This is a genomic window from Halopseudomonas sp. SMJS2 (assembly GCF_029866945.1).
Lineage (GTDB): Bacteria > Pseudomonadota > Gammaproteobacteria > Pseudomonadales > Pseudomonadaceae > Halopseudomonas > Halopseudomonas bauzanensis.
Genome location: NZ_CP123445.1, coordinates 186893 through 206753, shown reverse-complemented (window position 1 = coordinate 206753; position 19861 = coordinate 186893). Strand labels below are relative to the sequence as shown.

The following is a 19861-nucleotide window of genomic DNA, read 5'->3' as shown; positions in this document are numbered from 1 at the left end:
CAAGCTCTGCGCACGCACCGGGCAGCACGCGCTGATCTGGTTCGCTTCTTGCAACAGCTGGCGGAACAGCCGCCCACAGCGTCGTGGATAATGCCCCATGCTACCTGATCTCTTTCTGCGCCAGATTCTGGATAACCTGACCACCGCGGTACTGCTGCTGGATGCCGACCTGCAGGTCAACTATATGAACCCCGCAGCGGAAATGCTGCTTGAGGTCAGCGGTCAGCGAGTCACTGGCCAGCGCCTCGACAGTCTGTTCAGCGATTCGGTGGAGTCCCTCCAGCCCCTGCGCAACACGCTGGCCACCGGGATCCCCTTCACCAAACGCGAAGCCCAGTTGAACCTGAGCAATGGCCAGGCGCTGATTGCCGATTATTCGGTCACGCCGGTCAGCGCAGAGGAGCGCAACTGGGTATTGCTGGAATTGCTGCCCCGTGACCGGCTGCTGCGCATCACCCGGGAGGAGGCGCAGCTGTCCAAGCAGGAAGTGACCCGGATACTGGTACGCGGGCTGGCCCATGAGATCAAGAATCCGCTGGGTGGCATCCGCGGTGCGGCGCAGCTGCTGGCCCGGGAACTGCCGCAGCCGGAGCTGCAGGACTACACCGACGTGATCATCCAGGAGGCCGATCGCCTGCGTAACCTGGTCGATCGCATGCTTGGCCCCTACCGCCCGCCGCAGCTGTCACGCATCAACATCCATGAGATCACCGAGCGGGTCTGCAGCCTGGTGGAAGCCGAAACCCAGGGTGACCTGCAACTGCTGCGTGATTACGATCCGAGCATCCCGGACCTGATGGGTGACCGCGAACAGCTGATCCAGGCGGTGCTGAACATCGTGCGCAACGCCATGCAGGCGCTGCTCGCTGAACCGGCCACCCAGCATGGCCAGATCACCCTACGCACCCGCACCCTGCGCCAGTTCACCATCGGCCCCCGGCGCCATCGCCTGGTATGCCGGCTGGAGATCTTCGATAACGGCCCCGGCATCGCCCCGGGCATCGTCGACAGCATCTTCTACCCGATGGTCAGCGGGCGCGCCGACGGCACCGGCCTTGGCCTGTCGATCACCCAGAATATCGTCACCCGGCACCACGGCTTGATCGAATGCGAAAGCGTGCCGGGTTGCACCGTTTTTACCCTGTTTCTGCCGCTGGAATTCACTCCGGGAGAGGAAGAATGACTCGAACTGCTGACGTCTGGATCGTCGACGATGACCGCTCCATCCGCTGGGTATTGGAAAAGGCTCTGCAACAGGACGGGATGCAACCGGTGTGCTTCGACAGTGCCGACAGCGCCTTGGCCCGCCTGCAGCGCCAGCAGCGCCCCGATGTGCTGATCAGTGATATCCGCATGCCCGGCACCAGCGGCCTGGAGCTGCTGTCGAGCATCCGCGAGCGTTATCCGAAACTGCCGGTCATCATCATGACCGCCCATTCCGACCTGGACAGCGCCGTGGCGTCCTACCAGGGCGGCGCCTTCGAGTATCTGCCCAAGCCCTTCGATGTGGATGAGGCGGTATCGCTGGTGCGACGCGCCCTGGCTCATAGCCATGAGGATGATCACAGCGCTGGCGACCAGATCAGCCACACGCCGGAAATCATCGGCGAGGCGCCCGCCATGCAGGAGGTGTTCCGCGCCATCGGCCGGTTGTCCCACTCCAATATCACCGTGCTGATCAATGGTGAATCCGGTACCGGCAAGGAGCTGGTGGCCCATGCGCTGCACCGCCACAGTCCGCGGGCACGCAATCCCTTCATTGCTCTGAACATGGCGGCGATCCCCCATGATCTGATGGAATCGGAGCTGTTCGGTCACGAAAAAGGCGCTTTCACCGGCGCCGCCATGCAGCGCCGCGGACGCTTCGAGCAGGCCGATGGCGGCACCCTGTTTCTCGACGAGATCGGCGACATGCCCGCCGAAACCCAGACCCGCCTGCTGCGGGTGCTGGCCGACGGCGAGTTCTACCGGGTCGGTGGGCATACGCCGATCAAGGTGGATGTGCGGATCATCGCCGCTACCCATCAGGATCTGGAAAGCCTGGTGCAGGCCGGCAAGTTCCGCGAGGATCTGTTCCACCGCCTGAACGTCATCCGCATCCATATCCCGCGCCTGTCCGAACGCCGGGAGGATATCCCGACACTGGCCCAGCATTTCCTCTCCCGCGCGGCCCAGGAGCTGGCCGTGGAGCCCAAGATTCTCAAGCCGCAGACCCGCGACTATCTGCGCGGCCTGCCCTGGCCGGGCAACGTACGCCAGCTGGAGAACACCTGCCGCTGGATCACCGTCATGGCGTCCAGCCGGGAAGTGCTGGTTGAAGACCTGCCGCCGGAGTTGCTCGTTCAGCACCAGGACAGTGCAGGCGACGGTCACTGGGAGCACAGTCTGCGCATCTGGGCCGACCGTGAGCTGGCCCGCGGCGTCACCCAGTTGCTGGATCAGGCAGTGCCTGCGTTTGAACGCATCATGATCGAGACCGCCTTGAAGCACACCGCCGGCCGCCGCCGGGACGCCGCACAGCTGCTGGGCTGGGGCCGCAATACCCTGACCCGCAAGATCAAGGACCTGGGCCTGGAATTGGGTGCAGATGAGGAGGACGACACCGAATGATCATGGATCTGCAATGAAACTGGCACACTAGCTGCTTAGTCTGTCAGTGGGTGTATTGGGGTGGCTCCGGTTCAGGCAGGCTGGGGTCACCTTTTTTTGGCTACGGCAAATACTGGAGGGCCGACGGCCAAGGTCGCTCCTGCTGAAAGCGTATCCCCGCTGCCTCAATCTCTGTCTGGCTCCAACCAATTCCGGTTACACTGGCGCGTTTTTCACTGGAATGCGCCGCATGTTTCATATCGCCCTGCTCGAACCCGAGATCCCGCCCAATACCGGCAATATCATCCGGCTGTGCGCCAATACCGGCTGCCAGCTGCATCTGATTGAACCCCTGGGGTTTGAACTGGATGACAAGCGCCTGCGCCGGGCGGGACTGGATTATCACGAGTACGCACCGGTGCAGACCCATGCGGATCTGGCCAGCTGTCTGGCGAAGGTACAACCCAACCGGGTGTTCGCCCTGAGCACCAAGGGCCGGCAGTGCTACAGCGAGGTCAGCTATCAGCCAGGGGATCTATTTCTGTTCGGCCCGGAAAGCCGTGGCCTGCCTGCGGATATCCGTGACGCGCTGCCACCCGAGCAGGTGCTGCGCATCCCCATGCATCCGGATAACCGGAGCCTGAATCTGTCCAATAGTGCTGCGGTGCTGGTCTACGAGGCCTGGCGGCAACAGGGTTTTGCCGGGGCCAATTGAAGGCGGGGCGGTGGCAAGAGGCAGGAGCGGCCTTGTCCGCGAAGCTTTCTACAGCTCCTCGCGGACAAACCCGTCCCTAACCCGAAGCCGCAGAGGCTTAACGCGTCTTGATAACGATCTTGCCCACGGCCTGACGCGTGGTCAGGGTGGTCAACGCTGCTTCGTACTGGTTCATTTCGAAGGTCTGGGATACCAGCGGCTTGAGCTTGCCCTCGCTGTACCAGCGGAACAGCTGCTGGAAGTTCTCGAGGTTGGCCTGGGGCTCGCGCTTGGCAAAGGCACCCCAGAACACACCGACCACCGCAGCGCCCTTGAGCAGAGCCAGGTTGGCCGGCAGCTCGGGAATCCGGCCGCTGGCGAAACCGACCACTAGCAGCCGTCCGCGCCAGTTGATGCAGCGCATGGACTGATCGAACAGGTCACCACCCACCGGATCGTAGATCACGTCAGCGCCCTGACCACCGGTCAGCGCCTTGACCTGCTCCTTGAGCTCGCCTTCGCTGTAGTTGATCAGTTCATCGGCGCCGGCCTGACGGGCAACTTCCAGTTTCTCGTCACTGGAGGCCGCTGCGATCACCCGGGCGCCCATGGCCTTGCCGATCTCCACCGCCGCCAGGCCAACACCACCGGAAGCGCCGAGCACCAGCAGGGTTTCGCCGGGCTGCAGATTGCCGCGCTGGGCCAGGGCGTGCATGGAGGTGCCGTAGGTCATGCTGAAGCCAGCCGCGGTGACGAAGTCCATATCATCGGGCATCGGCAGCACGTGAGTACCGGCGGCCGCTACTTTCTCCGCAAAACCGCCGTAGCCGGTCAGCCCCATGACCCGGTCGCCCGGCTTCAGATGGGTGACCTGACTGCCCACACTGGCAACCACACCGGCGGCTTCACCACCTGGCGAAAAGGGGAACGGCGGCTTGACCTGGTATTTGCCCTCGATGATCAGGGTGTCAGGGAAGTTGACGCCGGCGGCGTGGACATCGATGACAACCTCATTGTCCTTGGCGACCGGATCGGCGGTCTCTTCCAGCGACAGCGTGCTGGCAGGTCCGTAGGCTTTGCACAGTACGGCTTTCATGGTGGCTCCTTGATTGGGTATTTTCCACAGTCTAGCTGGGCCCGCTGCGGTGGGGTCAATCACCATACCGGTGATTGATCACCCTGCATAAGACAACTGCCAGCCGCGGCAACTCCGGCGCCACCCGCCAGTCGTTACTGGCTCAGGTATTGCGCCACGTAGGTATCGAAGTCCACCTGATCGGCTGCCTCAACGGCTGCCTGATCCGCCAGCGACTGGGTAGCCACGGCGGCGAGCTCCTGCGACTGCGCGGCGCTCAGCGGCCGTGCCAGGAAATGCTCGCGGTGCGCCTCGGATTGCCCCAGGGCAAAGCGGAAGAAGCTGTTGCCGTGCTCGGCAATCGCCTCCAGCACCCGCGCCGAGGGGGTCAGTGCCGGGTCATGCAGCTTGTCGCGCTGCAGCTGCAGGCTGTCACTGTGCGCGGTGGTCTGCCCGGCATGATCCAGCAGGCTGGCGCAAGCGGCGATATTGTCCAGCAGGTGCTCGCCCCACTCGATCAGGCTGCACGGCTGGCCCTTGCGGATCAGTTGCAGACCCGGCTCGCGGCCGCGTTTGACTGCCAGCGCGAAGTTGTCGTTGCTCGTCCGGCACTCCTCGTCAGACATCGCCGGACTATCGGCCAGCGCGCAGAACAACAGGAAGCTGTCGAGAAAGTGCGCGGTGCTCGGCTCGATCCCCAGCGGACTGAACGGGTCAATATCCATGCAGCGTACTTCGACATACTCCACGCCCCGCGCGGCCAGCGCGTGCACCGGCTTCTCGCCGCTGCGCGCCACGCGCTTGGGTCGGATCGAACTGTAGAACTCGTTCTCGATCTGCAACAGGTTGGTGTTGAGCTGCTGCCACTGGCCATCGGCATCATGGGTGCCCAGCGCGGCGTAGGGCGCATAGGGCAGGCTGATCGCCTTCTGCATGCTGGCGATGTAGCTATCCAGACTGTTGTAGCAGACGCTCAGGTCCGCCTGGGCATCGTTGTTGTAGCCCAGGTCGCTCATGCGCAGGCTGGTGGCGTAGGGCAGATACAGGCTCTTCTCGCCCAGTGGCTCCAGCCGGTGATCCCGCCCCTGCAGGAAGCTTGCACACAGGGCCGGCGATGCGCCGAACAGGTACATCAACAGCCAGGCGTAACGGCGGAAGTTGCGGATCAGCGCCACATAACGCTCGGACTGATAATCCTGCTCACTGCGCGCGTCGTGGTCCTGCTGACGCAGCGCCTCCCACAGTTCGGGCGCCAGCGAGAAGTTGTAGTGGATACCAGCAATGCACTGCATCGGCTTGCCATAACGCACCGCCAGACCCCGCCGGTAGACATGCTTGAGCATGCCCACATTGGAGCTGCCGTACCAGGCAATGGGAATGTCCTCGTCACGGGCCGGCAACACGCAGGGCATGGACTCGGTCCACAGGCGCTCCTCGCCCAGCTCGCCATAGGTAAAGCGGTGAATCTCGTCCAGATGCTGGAACAGTCCATCGATATTCCGACTCACCGGGGTGATCAGTTCGATCAGCGCTTCGGAATAATCCGTGGTGATGGTCGGGTGCGTCAGCGCCGATCCCAGCCCGGCAGGATGGGGTTGCTGTGACAGAATCCCGCCGGCATCGATGCGCAGGCTCTCCTTCTCGATGCCATGCATGCAGGCAGCGAGGCTGCTCTGCAGCGCCGGCTGTGCCAGCAGGTCGAGACGTTGCTTCAACAGTGGTGACAAGCGCGTCACTCCTCAAACGGTGAAAATGATCGGCGTCGGCTATCGGCGACCGGTTCAGATGCGGGCAAAGGTACCCAGGCACTTGGCGGCCAGCGCGCCGTCCTGCCAGACCTCGCCATCGACAACCATGGTCCGCGTGCCGGCATGCACCACCTTGGCCCGACATTCCAGTACCCCACCGGTGACCGCGCGGGTGTAGTTGATCTTGCATTCAATGGTAGCGGTTGCCTCATGGGCGTCCAGCCGGGCGTAGACGGCCGCGCCCATGGCCGAGTCCAGCAGACTGAAGATGACGCCGCCATGGACCCGCGCCGTGGTATTGAAATGCTGCGGGCTGATTTCCAGGCGCATGGTGCAGCCCTCCTGATCCAGGCTGACCAGCTCCAGGCCCAGGGATTCGGTGAAGGGGCTCATGCGGTTGTCCTGGATGTCGCTCAGTTTCGGGTGTTGGCTCATGGTTATCGCTTCTTCAGGTTCTTGGCATTGGCAAACAGGTTGGCAAAGGTACCACCGGCCTGTGGCGGGGAGCCAGCATGGCCCTTGTCTGCCCGCGGCTGACGCGGACGATTGCGCTCACCAGCCGGAGCACCGGCACGGGCGTTGCTCGTGGCCCCGGGCTGGTCGCCCATGCGCATGGTCAGGCTGATGCGCTGGCGCGGAATGTCCACTTCCAGCACCTTGACCTTGACGATGTCGCCGGCCTTGACCACATCGCGCGGGTCCTTGACGAAGCTGTCAGCCAGCATGGAAATATGCACCAGGCCGTCCTGATGCACGCCGATATCGACGAAGGCACCGAAGTTGGCCACGTTGCTGACCACGCCTTCGAGCACCATGCCGGGCTCCAGATCGCTGATCTTCTCCACGCCCTCCTGGAAGGTAGCCGCCTTGAACTCGGGGCGCGGGTCGCGCCCGGGCTTGTCCAGCTCGCTGAGGATATCGGTGATGGTCGGGATGCCGAAGTGCTGGTCGGTATAGCGCGCCGGATCCAGCTTGCGCAGAAATGCCGAGTCGCCAATCAGGCTACGGATGTCGCGACCGGTCTGCTCGGCGATCCGCTGGACCAGCGGATAGGCCTCCGGATGCACCGCGGAGGCATCCAGCGGGTTGCTGCCACTCATTACCCGCAGAAAACCCGCTGCCTGTTCGAAGGTCTTGTCGCCCAGCCGGCTGACCTTCAGGAGTTCGCGGCGGCTGGCAAAGGCACCGTGCTGGTCGCGATAGTCGACGATGTTGCGGGCGATGGTCGGATTCAGCCCCGATACGCGGGTCAGCAGCGGCACCGATGCGGTATTGAGGTCGACGCCGACGGCGTTCACACAGTCCTCGACTACCGCATCCAGGCTGCGCGCCAGCTTCACCTGGGATACGTCATGCTGGTACTGGCCAACGCCGATGGCCTTGGGCTCGATTTTCACCAGCTCTGCCAGCGGGTCCTGCAGCCGGCGGCCGATGGATACCGCGCCGCGGTAGGTCACGTCCAGGTCGGGGAATTCCTTCGCTGCCAGTTCCGAGGCGGAATATACCGAGGCGCCGGCTTCGGAGACGGTGATCTTCTGCATCTTCAGCTCGGGGCACTGCTTGAGCAGGTCACTGGCCAGCTTGTCGCTCTCGCGCGAGGCGGTACCGTTGCCGATGGCGATCAGATTGACCTGGTGCTTGCGGCACAGCGTCGCCAGCACCGCCAGCGACTGATCCCACTGATTGCGCGGTGCGTGGGGGAAGATGGTGGCAGTATCGACCAGCTTGCCGGTGGCATCGATCACGGCCAGTTTGACGCCGGTGCGCAGGCCCGGGTCCATCGCCAGGGTAACCCGCGGCCCGGCTGGCGCCGACAGCAGCAGGTCCTTGAGGTTGCTGGCGAACACGCGGATGGCTTCATCCTCCGCCGCCTCGCGCAGCTCGCCGAGCAGCTCGGTTTCCAGATGGCCGGACAACTTGACCCGCCAGGTCCAGCGCACCACCTCGTTCAGCCAGCGGTCGGCCGGCGGCCCTGGTCACTGATCTGCGCCGCCTCGGCGATCATGCCTTCGCAGGGGTGGCTGGCGGTGGCCGGTGCCTCCGGGTCGCCCAACTGCAGGGCGATGTTCAGAATACCCTCGTTGCGCCCCCGCAGAATCGCCAGCGCCCGGTGCGACGGCACATTGCGCAGCGGCTCGTCATACTCGAAGTAATCACGGAACTTGGCGCCCTCCTGCTCCTTGCCGGTCACCAGTCGGGACACCACCCGGCCGTCCTGGCGCAGGGCCTGACGCAGCCGTTCGAGCAAACGGGCATCCTCGCTGAAACGCTCCATGAGAATGTACTTGGCGCCGTCCAGTGCAGCCTTGGTATCGGCCACACCCTTGTCGGCGTCAACAAAGTCGGCAGCCAGTTGTTCGGGATTCAGGTTCGGATCGGCGTACAGCTGCTCGGCCAGCGGGCCGAGGCCGGCTTCCAGGGCAATCTGGCCCTTGGTGCGGCGCTTGGGCTTGTAGGGCAGGTACAGATCTTCCAGGCCGGTCTTGGTCTCGGCCTGGAAGATGTCGCGCTCCAGCTCGGGGGTCAGTTTGCCCTGCTCGCCGATGCTTGCCAGAATGCTCTGGCGGCGCTCCTCCAGCTCGCGCAGATAGCGCAGCCGTTCCTCGAGGTAGCGCAACTGGGTATCATCCAGGCTGCCGGTCACTTCCTTCCGGTAGCGAGAGATAAAGGGCACGCTGGCGCCCTCGTCGAGCAGGCCGACGGTCGCGGTCACCTGTTCGGGGCGCACCGCCAGTTCGGTAGCGATACGCGAGGCAATACTGTCCATGGCTAGATATCCACATCGATCATTTCAGACGCGGCAGTATAACCGAGTCGCCGCCGCGGGATGCAGCCCGGTCCCCCGACGATGGCCATCGGTTAGTCCATCGCACCGGGGGAAACCTCTTGTAACAATGGCCAGCTCCCGCGACAACTGGCATCAGCGACAATACATTTCTTCGAAAAAGGTGGTGGCCCTATGAGCAATGAAGGCGAAAAAATACTGATCGTGGATGACGACGCGGGCCTGCGTCGCCTGCTGGAGCGTTTTCTCAGCGAGCAAGGCTATCGCGCCCGCGCGGTGGAAAATACCGCGCAGATGGATCGCCTGCTCGACCGCGAGCTGTTTTCGCTGATCGTGCTGGACCTGATGCTGCCTGGTGAAGACGGCCTCAAGGCCTGCGCCCGCCTGCGTGAACGGGGCACCACCACGCCCATCATCATGCTCACCGCCAAGGGCGATGAAACCAGCCGCATCCAGGGCCTGGAGATGGGCGCCGACGATTATCTGCCCAAGCCCTTCAACCCTCGCGAACTGGTAGCCCGGATCAAGGCGGTGCTGCGCCGCCAGGCGCCGCAGATTCCCGGTGCGCCGTCAGCCGATGACAACGAAGTGACCTTTGGCGACTTCGTACTCAGCCTGGCCACCCGCGAACTCAAGCGCGGCGATGAAGTGCATATGCTGACATCCGGTGAGTTCTCCGTACTCAAGGCGTTGGTGCACCATCCACGGGTGCCCCTGACCCGCGACAAGCTCATGCAACTGGCCCGCGGTCGTGAATGGGATGCGCTGGAACGCTCCATCGATGTGCAGATCTCGCGCCTGCGCCGTCTGCTCGAACCCGATCCTTCCAAGCCGCGCTATATCCAGACAGTCTGGGGAGTTGGCTACGTCTTCGTGCCGGATGGCCAACAACAGTGAAGGGCGGCCCCGGCTGGCATCCGCTGCTGCCACGCAGCTTCTTTGCCCGCACTCTGCTGCTGGTACTGCTGGTCACGCTGTTTTCCAAGATCCTCACCCTGCTCTACCTGATGAGCAACGAGGACCTGCTGGTCGATCGCCAGTACAGCCACGGCACCGCCATGCTGGTACAGGCCTACTGGGCCAGTGGCCCCGAGGCCCGGGCCGATATGCAGGCGCTCTCCGGCATGGAGCTGATACACGAAAGCCTGGTGCCCCCGGGGGAAATCCATTGGCCCTATTCGGGCGTGTTCACCAATCAGCTGCGTGATGAGCTGGGTGACCGTACCCAGATTCGCGTACAGACCGTGGACCAACCGGCAATTTGGGTACATCAGCCGAGCTACGGCGATCAGTGGTTGAAAGTGCCGCTGTACGCTCATCCACTGCGCGGTCACCGGATCTGGCTGGTGGTCAGCTGGTTGAGCCTGATCGGCATGCTATCCACTGGTGCCGCCTGGATTTTCGTGCGCCAGCTCAACCGGCCGCTGAAGGTGCTGGAACGCGCCGCCCAGCGCATCGGCCAGGGCCACAGCGTGCGACTGCTGGATACCAGCGGCCCAGCGGAGATTGCCGAGGTGTACCGCGCCTTCAACCAGATGGCTCAGGATGTCGAGCAGGCCAACAATGACCGCGCTTTGCTGCTGGCCGGGGTGTCCCATGACTTGCGCACCCCGCTGACCCGCATGCGCCTGTCCACCGAGCTGATGTCCGGTGTCGAACCCGAACTGACCGACGGGATGATCCGCGATATCGAAGACATGGACGCGATTCTCGATCAGTTCATGGCCTATATCCGTGACGGCAGCGCCGAACCCATCGAGCCCTGCGATCTGAACGAGTTGATTCGCGAGGTGGTCGCGCCGGTCAACGTCAATGAGGATCTGGTGCGGCTATGGCTGGATCCGATTCCGGATCTGGCGCTGCGACGGTTGTCGATCAAGCGGCTGTTGACCAACCTGGTGGAGAACGCGCTGAATCATGGCGGCACCGGGGTGGAGGTCTGCAGCTATCTGGAGCAGAGCGCCATTCAGCCCTGCGTGGTGGTGAGTGTGCTGGATCGCGGTCCGGGCATCGATCAAAGCGAAGGGGAAGACCTGTTCACGCCGTTCATTCGCGGCGACCGGGCGCGCTCCACCAAGGGCACCGGCCTGGGCCTGGCGATCGTCAAGCGTATCGCCGACAGCCATGGCATCAGCGTGCAACTGCTCAATCGCGCCGGCGGCGGTACCGAAGCGCGGCTGATGTTTCCGGTGCAGATGCCCTGAGCGCAGCGGACACCTTGGTCCGTGCAACATGCCTGTCTGCTGCATGTTCCGCAAAGACGCCGTGAATACATCCCTGTAGGCTCCCTGTCGCCATCCCTGGCGACAGAGGCTTTGCTACACATGCAGCAGACAGGCATGGGCGGACCAATAGAGGGCCCACCAGGGGCAGCCCCAACGATGTCATTCGCTACTCGGCTGGCAATATATCCGCCTGCGCCAATGCCTGCTCGATAGCCGCCAGGTCGGGAATCAGCAGGGTTTCCGCTTCATCGGCCAGTCGCACCGGCTGGCTGACGAACTCGCTGGCGCTGCCCGCCGCGTCGATTTCCCCACGGATGATCTTCTTCGAGCGCGGGATACCACGTACCCGCATGGCGATAAAACTCGAACCCGCACGCCCACCCACCGCATTCAACACCAGGCTGCGCGGCGCCTGGGGCGGCTCCGCGGCGGGCTGGCCGAGCAGGACTTCGGGGTCAATCAGCGGTACCCGCTGGTCACGCCACAGTATCCAGCCGAGGAACCAGGCCGGCCCGTCATTCGCCGGCTGGCTGAGGCGATAGCCGACCAGTTCCGCCACCGCCACGTTGGGCAGCAACAGCGGTTGCCCGGCCAGGGGAACAATCAGGCCATTCAAGCTTTCCAGTGCATCTGTCATCGCATTATTCCTCTCACTGCGCGCCGTGCCTCAGGCATCCGCCGCACGTTCCTGTTCTAGCCATTGTTGCAGGGCGGCGGCCAACTCGTCGGGCGAGCCATCGCGACTGCTGTAACCGGCTGTTCGCACGGCCTGGGGCATGGTTGAGCAGGCGGCGCTGGTCGCGCTCTGGGTCCAGACTTCCATCCCCTGCCGACGCAGCCGACCGCAGGCGGCCACGCCATCCTCACCCATACCGCTGAAAATGATCGCCCCGCAGTGCGGCGCGAAGGTTCTGGCCAGCTCATCGAGTAAGGTTTCTATCGCCGGCTGATAGGCGCCGGGCCAGGGCTGTTCCTGCAGCTGCACCTGGCCTTCTGCACCAAAATGCAGCATCCGGCCGATCGGCGCTACCAGCACCTCACCATGCTGCAACTGGCTACCTTCCGTGCAATTGCGGATTCGCCAGGCATTCTGACGACCGAGTATATGGGGCAACTGCGACTCGAAGCCGGCGTCGATATGTTGCGCGTAAACAAAGGCCACCGGCGCCTGCGCCGGCAGCACATCCAGGAACTGCTTGACCGCTGCCGGGCCGCCCAGCGACGCACCCAGCAGCCATACGCAGCGACGGCTGATGGGCAGCGGCGCTGGCACCAGCCGTACCGGCGGTGCCTGCGGCGCGTCACCCAGCAGCGCGCTGAGTTTCTGTAACAGCCGGCGCTGCCAGCGGACATGATCCTCGTGTTCGGGCGGCGGTATCTCCCCCGAGCCAAGCAGCACCGGTACCGGGCTGGATTCCAGTAACCAATCCGCCAGTGCTGATTCGTCCGGCATATCCAGTAGCCACAGATCCGCCACCACCTCGGTCAGCTCGCTGAGCTGGACCCGCTCCGGCGCGGCGTCGAAGACCAGTTGGTAGCCGAAGCCCTGGACCGCCTGGCCCAACGTCCGGCGCCCACGCTCACTGCTGACCAGCAGCGCGATGGTGGGCGCCTGAACGTCAGTCACGCAGCGCGACCAAGCTGTCGATAACCTCCAGCAGCTGGGTTTCCTGATAGGGCTTGCCGAGGTACTCGTTCACACCCAGGCTGCGCGCCCGTTCACGGTGCTTCTCGCCGGTACGCGAGGTGATCATGACAATCGGCAGGTCTTTCAGCCGTTCGTCATGGCGCACCAGCGTGGCCACTTCAAAACCGTCCATGCGCGGCATTTCGATATCCAGCAGCATGATGTCCGGTTGGATATCCTGCAGGCGCGCGATGGCGTCGACACCGTCCTTGGCGGTCACCACCTCCATGCCATGGCGCTCCAGCAGACGGGTAGTCACCTTGCGTACGGTGATGGAATCATCCACCACCATCACCAGCGTCGCACGGTGGGTCGGCGTCGCCCCCGCCGCGGCCCTTTCAGCAGCCAGTTGCTGCTGCGAAAGCAAGGCCTGCTGGGCGCGGATCACCGCCAGCAGATCGAGAATCACCACGACCCGGCCATCACCGAGGATGGTCGCGCCGGAAATACCCGGCACGACCGCGAACTGCTTGCCGAGGCTTTTCACCACGATTTCCCGCGAACCGGCCAGGGCATCGACCTGCACCGCCACGCTGTGATCGGTACCGCGCACCAGAATCACCGGCAGCGGCAGGCTGTGCCCGCTCAGCCTGGGCTGCTGGCCGGTGACCAGCAGGTCGCCGAGATAGCGCAGGTCATAGGACTTGCCGGCATAGTCGAAGGGCGGCGCGTCCGGCGCATAGTAGGCTTCCAGCTCATAGCCGGACACCCGCACAATACCTTCGATGGTATTCAGCGGAATGGCATACAGGTCTTCACCGGAATACACCATCAGCGCCCGGTTCACCGACACGGTGAACGGCAGGCGGATATTGAAGCTGGTGCCCTGGCCGGGCTCGGTGGCCAGGGTCATGCTGCCACCCAGCTGCTTGATCTCGGCATTGACCACGTCCATGCCGACACCACGCCCGGAAATCTGCGTGATCTGCTGAGCGGTACTGAAACCGGCCTCAAGGATAAACTGCAACACTTCCTGGTCGGTCAGTGCCGCATCGGCGTCCATCAGTCCACGCTCGATGGCCTTGTCCCGCACTGCCTGCAGATCGACACCGCGCCCGTCATCGCTGAGGCGGATGACGATCTCACTGCCCTCGCGGTGTACATCCAGGGTGACACTACCCGCCTCTGGCTTGCCTTCGGCCACGCGTAGCGCCGGCAACTCGATACCATGGTCGACCGCATTGCGCAGCATGTGCTCCAGCGGCCCCATCATGCGCTCGAGCACGCTGCGGTCCATCTCCCCTTCAGCGCTGCCCACCGCCAGATTGACCTGCTTGCCCAACTCCGAAGATACCTGGCGCACCACCCGACGCAGGCGTGGCAACAACCGCTCGAAGGGCACCATGCGGGTGCGCATGAGACCTTCCTGCAGTTCGGTATTGACCCGCGCCTGCTGCAGCAGCAGGGTTTCGGCATCGCGGCTGCGGGTGGCCAGGGTTTCCTTCAGGTCGAGCATGTCCGAGGCCGACTCGAATAGCGAACGCGACAACTGCTGCAGCTGGGAGTAGCGGTCCATTTCCAGCGGGTCGAAGTCCTCGTAACCCTGCTCGATCTCTTCCTGGTGGCGCGACAGGATCTGCGCCTGGGTCTCCATGTCCAACCGGCGCAGCTGATCACGTACCCGCTCGATGGTGCTTTCCATGTCGCTCAGGGTCTGGCTGATGTCGCTGACCTGCTGCTCGACGCGGCCGCGGAAAATGGACGTCTCACCGGCCAGGTTGACCAGATCCTCCAGCAGCCCGGCGGGTACCTTGATGGTTTCCTGTACCGCGCCACGGCTGTTGGTCTGGGCGGATTCCCGGGTACCCTCCATTGCCTGTTGCAACAGCGCCCGGACCTCGGCCAATGACCGCTCCGGCGCGACCGGCAGCGGCGCCGGTGCCGGTGCCGGCATAATGGGCGTGACCCACTCGCCGGCATCCTGATGTCCATCGGCCAACTGCTCAATCATCGTCTGCAGCTCGGCCAGCATTGCGCTCAGCTCGTCGGCCGGCGCCAGGGTAGCCTGCTGCAGCGCGGTTTCCAGCTGGCGCGCCTGCTCCGCCACGGCGGTGCGACCGGCCAGACGGGCACTGCCCTTGAGCGTCTGGATGCGGTGCAACAGCTCATCAGCTGCTGCCGGTTCGGCGTCGCGGCGCGCCAGCAGATCAGCGCATGGCTGCAGCAACTCCAGCGCCTCTTCGATGAACATGCCGAGCATGCCTGCTTCCGCCGATGGGGTAGCGGGCTGCGGTGGTGTTGCGTCGGCCACCGGGGCATCAGCCACGTCAGCCCACTGCGGCGGCTGATCCGGCTGGGCACGAAAATCGCGAATCGCCCGGACCAACCGCATGCCGTCACTGATTGGCCGCCCCGCCACTACGCCTTCGACCATGTCGGTCAAGCTGTCCTGGCAGGCCAGCAACAGCTCCGGCAAGCCTTCGATCAGGCTGAAGCGCTGCGCCACCAAGCCTTCATAGACAAATTCCAGCTCGTGGGCGAGATCACCCACCGGGCGGATTTCAGCCATCCGCGCGCCACCCTTGAGCGTATGCAGATCCCGCAACAGGGCATGCAGGGGGGCTTCGTTATCGGGTTCAGCCAGCCAGAACTGCAGGCTGGCTGCGGATGTATCCAGAATTTCCTGGGCTTCATCGAGGAAGATGTCCACCAATTCGGCGTCGGTACCGGCGTCCGCCGGATGCCAGGTATCTGCTGCACCCTGGGCGATACTGCCGTCGAGCGCGGACACTTCGTCCATGCTGGGCGGGCTGATCTGGAACAGCGCCTGCAAGGCTGCCAGCTCATCAGCAGCCGGCTGCACATGCTGGTGCGCCGCTACCTGGTCCATCATGCCGATCAACCGATCATGGCCGCTGGCCAGACATGCCGCCACCTCGGCGGTGAACGGGAGGCGCTGACCAATCAGTGCTTCGTGGACATCTTCCAGGCCCTGACAAAGCTCGTCGATCGCTGGTAATTCGACTTCCACCGCGACCTCGGCCAATGCCCGCAGAGCACGGGCCAAGCCGGTATGGTCGATGGCGGCAACCGGCGGCCAATGCGCCAGTTCATCCACTGCATCCAGCAACAAGTCGACGCCCTCGGTGAGGAAGATCGACAACAGACTGGCATCGGATGGACCATCCAGATCGGCCCGGCTGTTGTCGCGTCGCTCCATGCCATCGCGGTAGATGGCGTCCAGCCGCTGCAGGAAGGCATCGGTGCCAGTAACCGGTTCGACCGAGGCGGCATCCGCCCGGTCCAGCCAGGCCTCGAGCATGTTCACCGCGTCGCGCAGCAGCTCGATCACCGCCTGGTCGGCCGGAATCAGGTTGCCCTTGAAATCCTTGGTCAGTTTTTCCAGTGGCGTCGCCAGCACCGCGATCGGCTGGATACCGGCCATGTGCGCGCTGCCCTTGAGAGTATGCAGCGCACGTTGCAGGCTGTCGCTGAGCGGACACGGCAGTTGCTGTTCGCTCTTGTCGAGGAAGCCGTTGATCTGCTCGATATGGGCCTGGGTCTCGGCGCGGAAGATCTTCAGCAGTAGCGGGTCCAGCTCTGCCGTATCTGCCAGCTCACTAGTCGGCTGGTCGACCTCCGGCTCAATGGTGATTGGCCCATCAGTCGGTTCGCTCGGTTCAGCATCCACCGAATAATCAGAGCCAGACGGCTCCAGCAGCGCTGCCATATCCGCAGACTCGACGTCGGCTTGTTCGACCTCGGCCTGGACATCAGTTGCCAGCTCGGCTGCGATTGTTTCAGATTCGAATTCCGCCTCGATTTCAGCAACTGGTTCGGCAGCCCACTCTTCTGCCGGCTCGCCTGATTCTGTCGGCGACGACGGAGCGACGTCATCAATGTCATCCAGCGCGGTCAGCTCCAGCTCTTCTATCTGCGGGAAGGCATCCGTCGACTCGGCGGCCTCGGCCGGCTCCAACTCTGCATCGGTAGACAAGATCTCCCGTTCGGCAGTCGGCAGGCTGCAGGATTCGGTCTGGTCTTCCAGTACGGGCAGCGGTTCGCCACGGGACAGGGCATCAGCCTGTGCCGCCAACTGCTCGACCTCCGGCAGGGTGCGCTGATGGCCAGCGGCAAAATCATCCAGCAGGGTCGGGATCAGCGCGCGTACCGCATTGACCACCGTGAAGACCGCCGGGCTGGCCTCGACGTTGCCATCGATGACCCGGTTGAGCATATTCTCGACCGACCAGGCCAGCTCGGCCAGGATCCCGGCACGCACCATACGACCGCTACCCTTGAGGGTATGGAAGCCGCGCCGCACCTCGGTGCGGGCCGCCTTGTCCTGCGTGTCCGCCTGCCAGGCGGGCAGGTACTCATCGAAGCTGTCGAGCACTTCGCCGACTTCCTCGATGAAGATCTCCATGAGCTCGGGGTCCAGCTCATCATCGTCTTCGGACGCCGCCACGGCTGGCGTAACAGGTACGACCGGGGCAACGGGCTCGGGCGGCGTTTCCGCTGCGCAGTCCAGCGCCGCCAGTTGCTCCGGGCCATAACCGAGCGATGCCAGGCGCTCCTCGGCGACTGCAAGAATGCTATCGCCGCGGTCGGCATTATCCTCAGCCACCCGCTCCAGGTAGTAGTCGATGCTGGTAATGACATCGGCCAGCGCATCCAGCGCTTCCCAGTCGGGCACCTTGCGCTCGCGCACTAACTGCTGGCTCAGGTACAGCCGGCAGGCGGCAACCGCGCCGGCGGCACGCTCCAGGGGCAACATGGCCAGTCCGCCGCGCACACTGTTGAGCAGGTCATCCACCGGCTCCAGCTGGGCATGATCCCACTGCCCGGCGATAAAGGCATTGATCGCATCTCGGGTCTGTTCCAGCGCATTGCGCGCCTCCAGCACCACCTGTTGCTGCACCAGGAACATGTCCTGGGCGCCGGCCAGTTGCCGGCTCTGGCGATCATCTTCCTCGGGCTCGGTCGGGGTGCGATCCATGGCGAAGATGCCATGCAGGCTGGCTTCCACATAGAGCACGCCGCCGGCCACTTCCATCAATTGCGCATCACTCGGTGCGGTATCGGCGCGGCTCAGGATCTCGACCCGCTCGACCTGCTCCTGTAGCACGCGCCGCGGCTGGCCAAGGCCCAGCACCGCCAGGGTGTCGGCAATACGTTTCATCGCCGGCAACAACTCTTCGAGCAGTTGGGGCGCGCGCTCGGTACTGCGCACGAACAGATCCAGACGCTCCTTGACCTGCAACAGCTCCTCATCCAGCGCCTGGGCAACCGAATGCATGGTGCCGCGGTCCGGCCCGACCATGCGGTTGTCGCTGGCTGCTGCCTGATCATCTTCGCGCCACAGCGACTGCAACTGGTATTGCTGTCTCAGCGCAGTCAGTCGTGGGCTGTCGCCGTTACTCTTGGCCACATAGAACAGCAGGTTGCGCAGCAATTCCGGAGCTGGCGCGCGGTCGGCGATGCTGGCGCTATCGTCCAGCAGTTGACGCAGCTCGCGGTCAGCCTGGCGCAGGAGCTGGCGGATAGCGGCGCCATTGTCGATCGAACCCGTCTCCAGCCCTTCCGCCACGCCAGCGAAAATACTCCACAGCTCGGCGAAACCGGTGCCTTGGAAAAGGTTCTCCAGACGGCCGAAGACCCGAACCAGTTGGTGGGCGCTGGCCGGTACGTTCTGTTCACGGATGATTGCCGCATGGGCGATCTGCATGGCCTGGCGCAGCTTGCGCAACTGCAGGGTCACCTGCTCGCTGGTGAAATCGACCTGCTGGGCTGCCCCGGCTGATCTGCCCGCGGCGAGGTCGGGGCTGAACAGGGCGTTTTCCGACAACAGCTTTTCGCCCCGCGCGGTGCGCATGTCGTTGAGCAGCGGCAGCAACAGCAGCGGCAGGTCACGCCGACCACTCTGCACCCGGTCGAGGTAGGCTGGCATCTGCAGGATCGCCTGCATCAGCACTTCCAGCGCCTCGTTTTCCCGATGGCTGGTGCCATGCATCAGCGCCTGAGCAAGCTTTTCCATCTCCTCGGCCAGCAGGGCTGCGCCGTAGAATTCCACCATCTGCAAGGTGCCATGAACCTGGTGGATATAGGTCAGGCAAAAACGCAGGCGCGTCGTATCCTCGGGGTTATCTACAAAGGCTTCCAGGGCCTGACGCGCTTGATTCAGCGTCTCGGAAATTTCGCCTTTGACCCAGTCGAGGGCGACATAATCATGCCGATCACCCATAGTCACTCCAGACATTCCATGCTGTTCCGCCGCCGGTAAGCCTGTACCCGCTCATCGGGTACGCGCTCCAGCAGGGGATTATTCCAGTCCATTATTTCACCCGGCCCGATCACCAGCATGCCGCCCGGCGCCAACCGCGTTGCCAGCTGGTTGAGCAGGTCTCGACGGCGCCAGCGCCGGAAGTAGATGAGCAAGTTCTGGCAGAAAATGATATCCAGGTCCCGGATCGGGGCCTGGGCCAGTTCCAGGATGTTCAGTCGAGTGAAGCACACTCGATCACGCAGCGCCGGCGTCACTCGATACTGTCCATCCTGCAGTTGTTCAAACCATTGCCCGCGTTCGGCATCGGTCAGGCCGCCCAATCGGCGGGCCGAATAGCAACCGGCGCGGGCTTGATCCAGCGCGTGCTGGCTGATATCCGTTGCCCACACGCCGTAGTCGCGCCGTTCATGACCGTTCGCCGCCAGGCTCTGCTCCATGATGATAGCCAGAGAATAGGCTTCCTCGCCGCTGGCGCAACCGACACTCCAGAACTGCGCAGGCCGCTGATCATCCGCTGCCCGGCGCTGGTCGAGAAACCGTGCCACGCAGTCGAAGGATGCGCGGTGGCGCATGAAGCTGGTCTCACGTACGGTCAGCCATTCGACCAGAGCCGACCATTCCAGTGCCCCACTGATGCCCCGGGTGACGTGGTCGTAATAGGCCTGATAGTCGCGGATGCCCAGTTCACGCATGCGCGCACCGAGACTGGTCTGCAGATACGCCCGGCGCTGCTCGCTGACGCAAACGCCGGTACGCGTCTCCAGCAAAGCCTGCCACTGGCGGAACTGCGCTCCATCCATGTCTGGCAACTGCTCCAATGACCAGTGTGGCG

Annotated in this window: 12 protein-coding genes and 1 pseudogene; 5 read left to right on the top strand and 8 right to left on the bottom strand. The window is 63.8% G+C overall.

Annotated elements, in window-relative coordinates; genetic code table 11:
- The first annotated feature begins 97 nt into the window (after positions 1 to 97).
- The 3 genes from glnL to trmL all read left to right on the top strand — a co-directional run bounded on the left by glnL (position 98) and on the right by trmL (position 3304).
- The gene (glnL, locus tag QAO71_RS00935; RefSeq protein ID WP_280165044.1) at positions 98 to 1183 is read left to right on the top strand and encodes a nitrogen regulation protein NR(II); all 1086 of its coding nucleotides are present in this window, start codon (positions 98 to 100) and stop codon (positions 1181 to 1183) included.
- The gene (ntrC, locus tag QAO71_RS00930; protein ID WP_074779184.1) at positions 1180 to 2610 is read left to right on the top strand and encodes a nitrogen regulation protein NR(I); all 1431 of its coding nucleotides are present in this window, start codon (positions 1180 to 1182) and stop codon (positions 2608 to 2610) included. Before glnL ends, ntrC begins: the two co-directional genes overlap by 4 nt.
- Positions 2611 to 2839: 229 nt before the next feature.
- On the top strand, positions 2840 to 3304 hold the full coding sequence (trmL, locus tag QAO71_RS00925; RefSeq protein WP_036991364.1) for a tRNA (uridine(34)/cytosine(34)/5-carboxymethylaminomethyluridine(34)-2'-O)-methyltransferase TrmL: 465 nt from the start codon (positions 2840 to 2842) through the stop codon (positions 3302 to 3304).
- A 97-nt stretch (positions 3305 to 3401) separates the two neighbouring features.
- On the opposite strand, the gene QAO71_RS00920 is transcribed toward trmL, so the two are convergent.
- The 4 genes and pseudogenes from QAO71_RS00920 to QAO71_RS00905 all read right to left on the bottom strand — a co-directional run bounded on the left by QAO71_RS00920 (position 3402) and on the right by QAO71_RS00905 (position 8873).
- Positions 3402 to 4379, bottom strand: a complete 978-nt coding sequence (locus QAO71_RS00920; RefSeq protein WP_036991367.1) for an NADPH:quinone oxidoreductase family protein — start codon at positions 4377 to 4379, stop codon at positions 3402 to 3404.
- Between the two features lie 134 nt (positions 4380 to 4513).
- Positions 4514 to 6085, bottom strand: coding sequence for a glutamate--cysteine ligase (gene gshA / locus QAO71_RS00915; RefSeq protein WP_280165043.1), 1572 nt, complete (start codon positions 6083 to 6085; stop codon positions 4514 to 4516).
- Positions 6086 to 6139: 54 nt separating this feature from the next.
- The gene (locus tag QAO71_RS00910; protein ID WP_051611162.1) at positions 6140 to 6541 is read right to left on the bottom strand and encodes a PaaI family thioesterase; all 402 of its coding nucleotides are present in this window, start codon (positions 6539 to 6541) and stop codon (positions 6140 to 6142) included.
- 2 nt (positions 6542 to 6543) lie between these two features.
- Positions 6544 to 8873 (bottom strand): annotated as a pseudogene (locus tag QAO71_RS00905) (Tex family protein).
- A gap of 192 nt (positions 8874 to 9065) precedes the next feature.
- Between QAO71_RS00905 and ompR the strand changes: the two are divergent.
- Together ompR and QAO71_RS00895 are read left to right on the top strand one after the other, a co-directional pair.
- On the top strand, positions 9066 to 9788 hold the full coding sequence (ompR, locus tag QAO71_RS00900) for a two-component system response regulator OmpR (RefSeq protein WP_036991374.1): 723 nt from the start codon (positions 9066 to 9068) through the stop codon (positions 9786 to 9788).
- Positions 9785 to 11095, top strand: a complete 1311-nt coding sequence (locus QAO71_RS00895; protein ID WP_280165042.1) for an ATP-binding protein — start codon at positions 9785 to 9787, stop codon at positions 11093 to 11095. The genes ompR and QAO71_RS00895 overlap by 4 nt, the downstream gene beginning before the upstream one ends.
- 187 nt (positions 11096 to 11282) lie before the next feature.
- Here QAO71_RS00895 and QAO71_RS00890 read toward each other — a convergent pair whose 3' ends face one another.
- Genes QAO71_RS00890 through QAO71_RS00875 form a run of 4 tightly spaced genes read right to left on the bottom strand, consistent with a single transcriptional unit; the run spans position 11283 to position 19829 of the window.
- Complete coding sequence (locus tag QAO71_RS00890; protein ID WP_280165041.1) at positions 11283 to 11753, bottom strand: chemotaxis protein CheW; 471 nt, start codon at positions 11751 to 11753, stop codon at positions 11283 to 11285.
- 30 nt (positions 11754 to 11783) lie between these two features.
- Positions 11784 to 12743 carry a chemotaxis protein CheB gene (locus QAO71_RS00885; protein ID WP_280165040.1) on the bottom strand — a complete coding sequence of 320 codons (960 nt, stop codon included), beginning with the start codon at positions 12741 to 12743 and terminating at the stop codon, positions 11784 to 11786.
- On the bottom strand, positions 12736 to 18987 hold the full coding sequence (locus QAO71_RS00880; protein ID WP_280165039.1) for an Hpt domain-containing protein: 6252 nt from the start codon (positions 18985 to 18987) through the stop codon (positions 12736 to 12738). The genes QAO71_RS00885 and QAO71_RS00880 overlap by 8 nt, the downstream gene beginning before the upstream one ends.
- Positions 18988 to 18989: 2 nt before the next feature.
- On the bottom strand, positions 18990 to 19829 hold the full coding sequence (locus QAO71_RS00875; RefSeq protein ID WP_143063046.1) for a CheR family methyltransferase: 840 nt from the start codon (positions 19827 to 19829) through the stop codon (positions 18990 to 18992).
- Positions 19830 to 19861: the final 32 nt, after the last annotated feature.

What these genes read in the sequence shown, in the direction of transcription:
- QAO71_RS00920 (WP_036991367.1), bottom strand. Translation starts at nt 4,379, where the DNA reads ATGAAAGCCGTACTGTGCAAAGCCTACGGACCTGCCAGCACGCTGTCG.
- QAO71_RS00880 (WP_280165039.1), bottom strand. Translation starts at nt 18,987, where the DNA reads ATGGGTGATCGGCATGATTATGTCGCCCTCGACTGGGTCAAAGGCGAA.
- ntrC (WP_074779184.1), top strand. Translation starts at nt 1,180, where the DNA reads ATGACTCGAACTGCTGACGTCTGGATCGTCGACGATGACCGCTCCATC.
- trmL (WP_036991364.1), top strand. Translation starts at nt 2,840, where the DNA reads ATGTTTCATATCGCCCTGCTCGAACCCGAGATCCCGCCCAATACCGGC.
- glnL (WP_280165044.1), top strand. Translation starts at nt 98, where the DNA reads ATGCTACCTGATCTCTTTCTGCGCCAGATTCTGGATAACCTGACCACC.
- QAO71_RS00910 (WP_051611162.1), bottom strand. Translation starts at nt 6,541, where the DNA reads ATGAGCCAACACCCGAAACTGAGCGACATCCAGGACAACCGCATGAGC.
- QAO71_RS00875 (WP_143063046.1), bottom strand. Translation starts at nt 19,829, where the DNA reads ATGGATGGAGCGCAGTTCCGCCAGTGGCAGGCTTTGCTGGAGACGCGT.
- ompR (WP_036991374.1), top strand. Translation starts at nt 9,066, where the DNA reads ATGAGCAATGAAGGCGAAAAAATACTGATCGTGGATGACGACGCGGGC.
- QAO71_RS00890 (WP_280165041.1), bottom strand. Translation starts at nt 11,753, where the DNA reads ATGACAGATGCACTGGAAAGCTTGAATGGCCTGATTGTTCCCCTGGCC.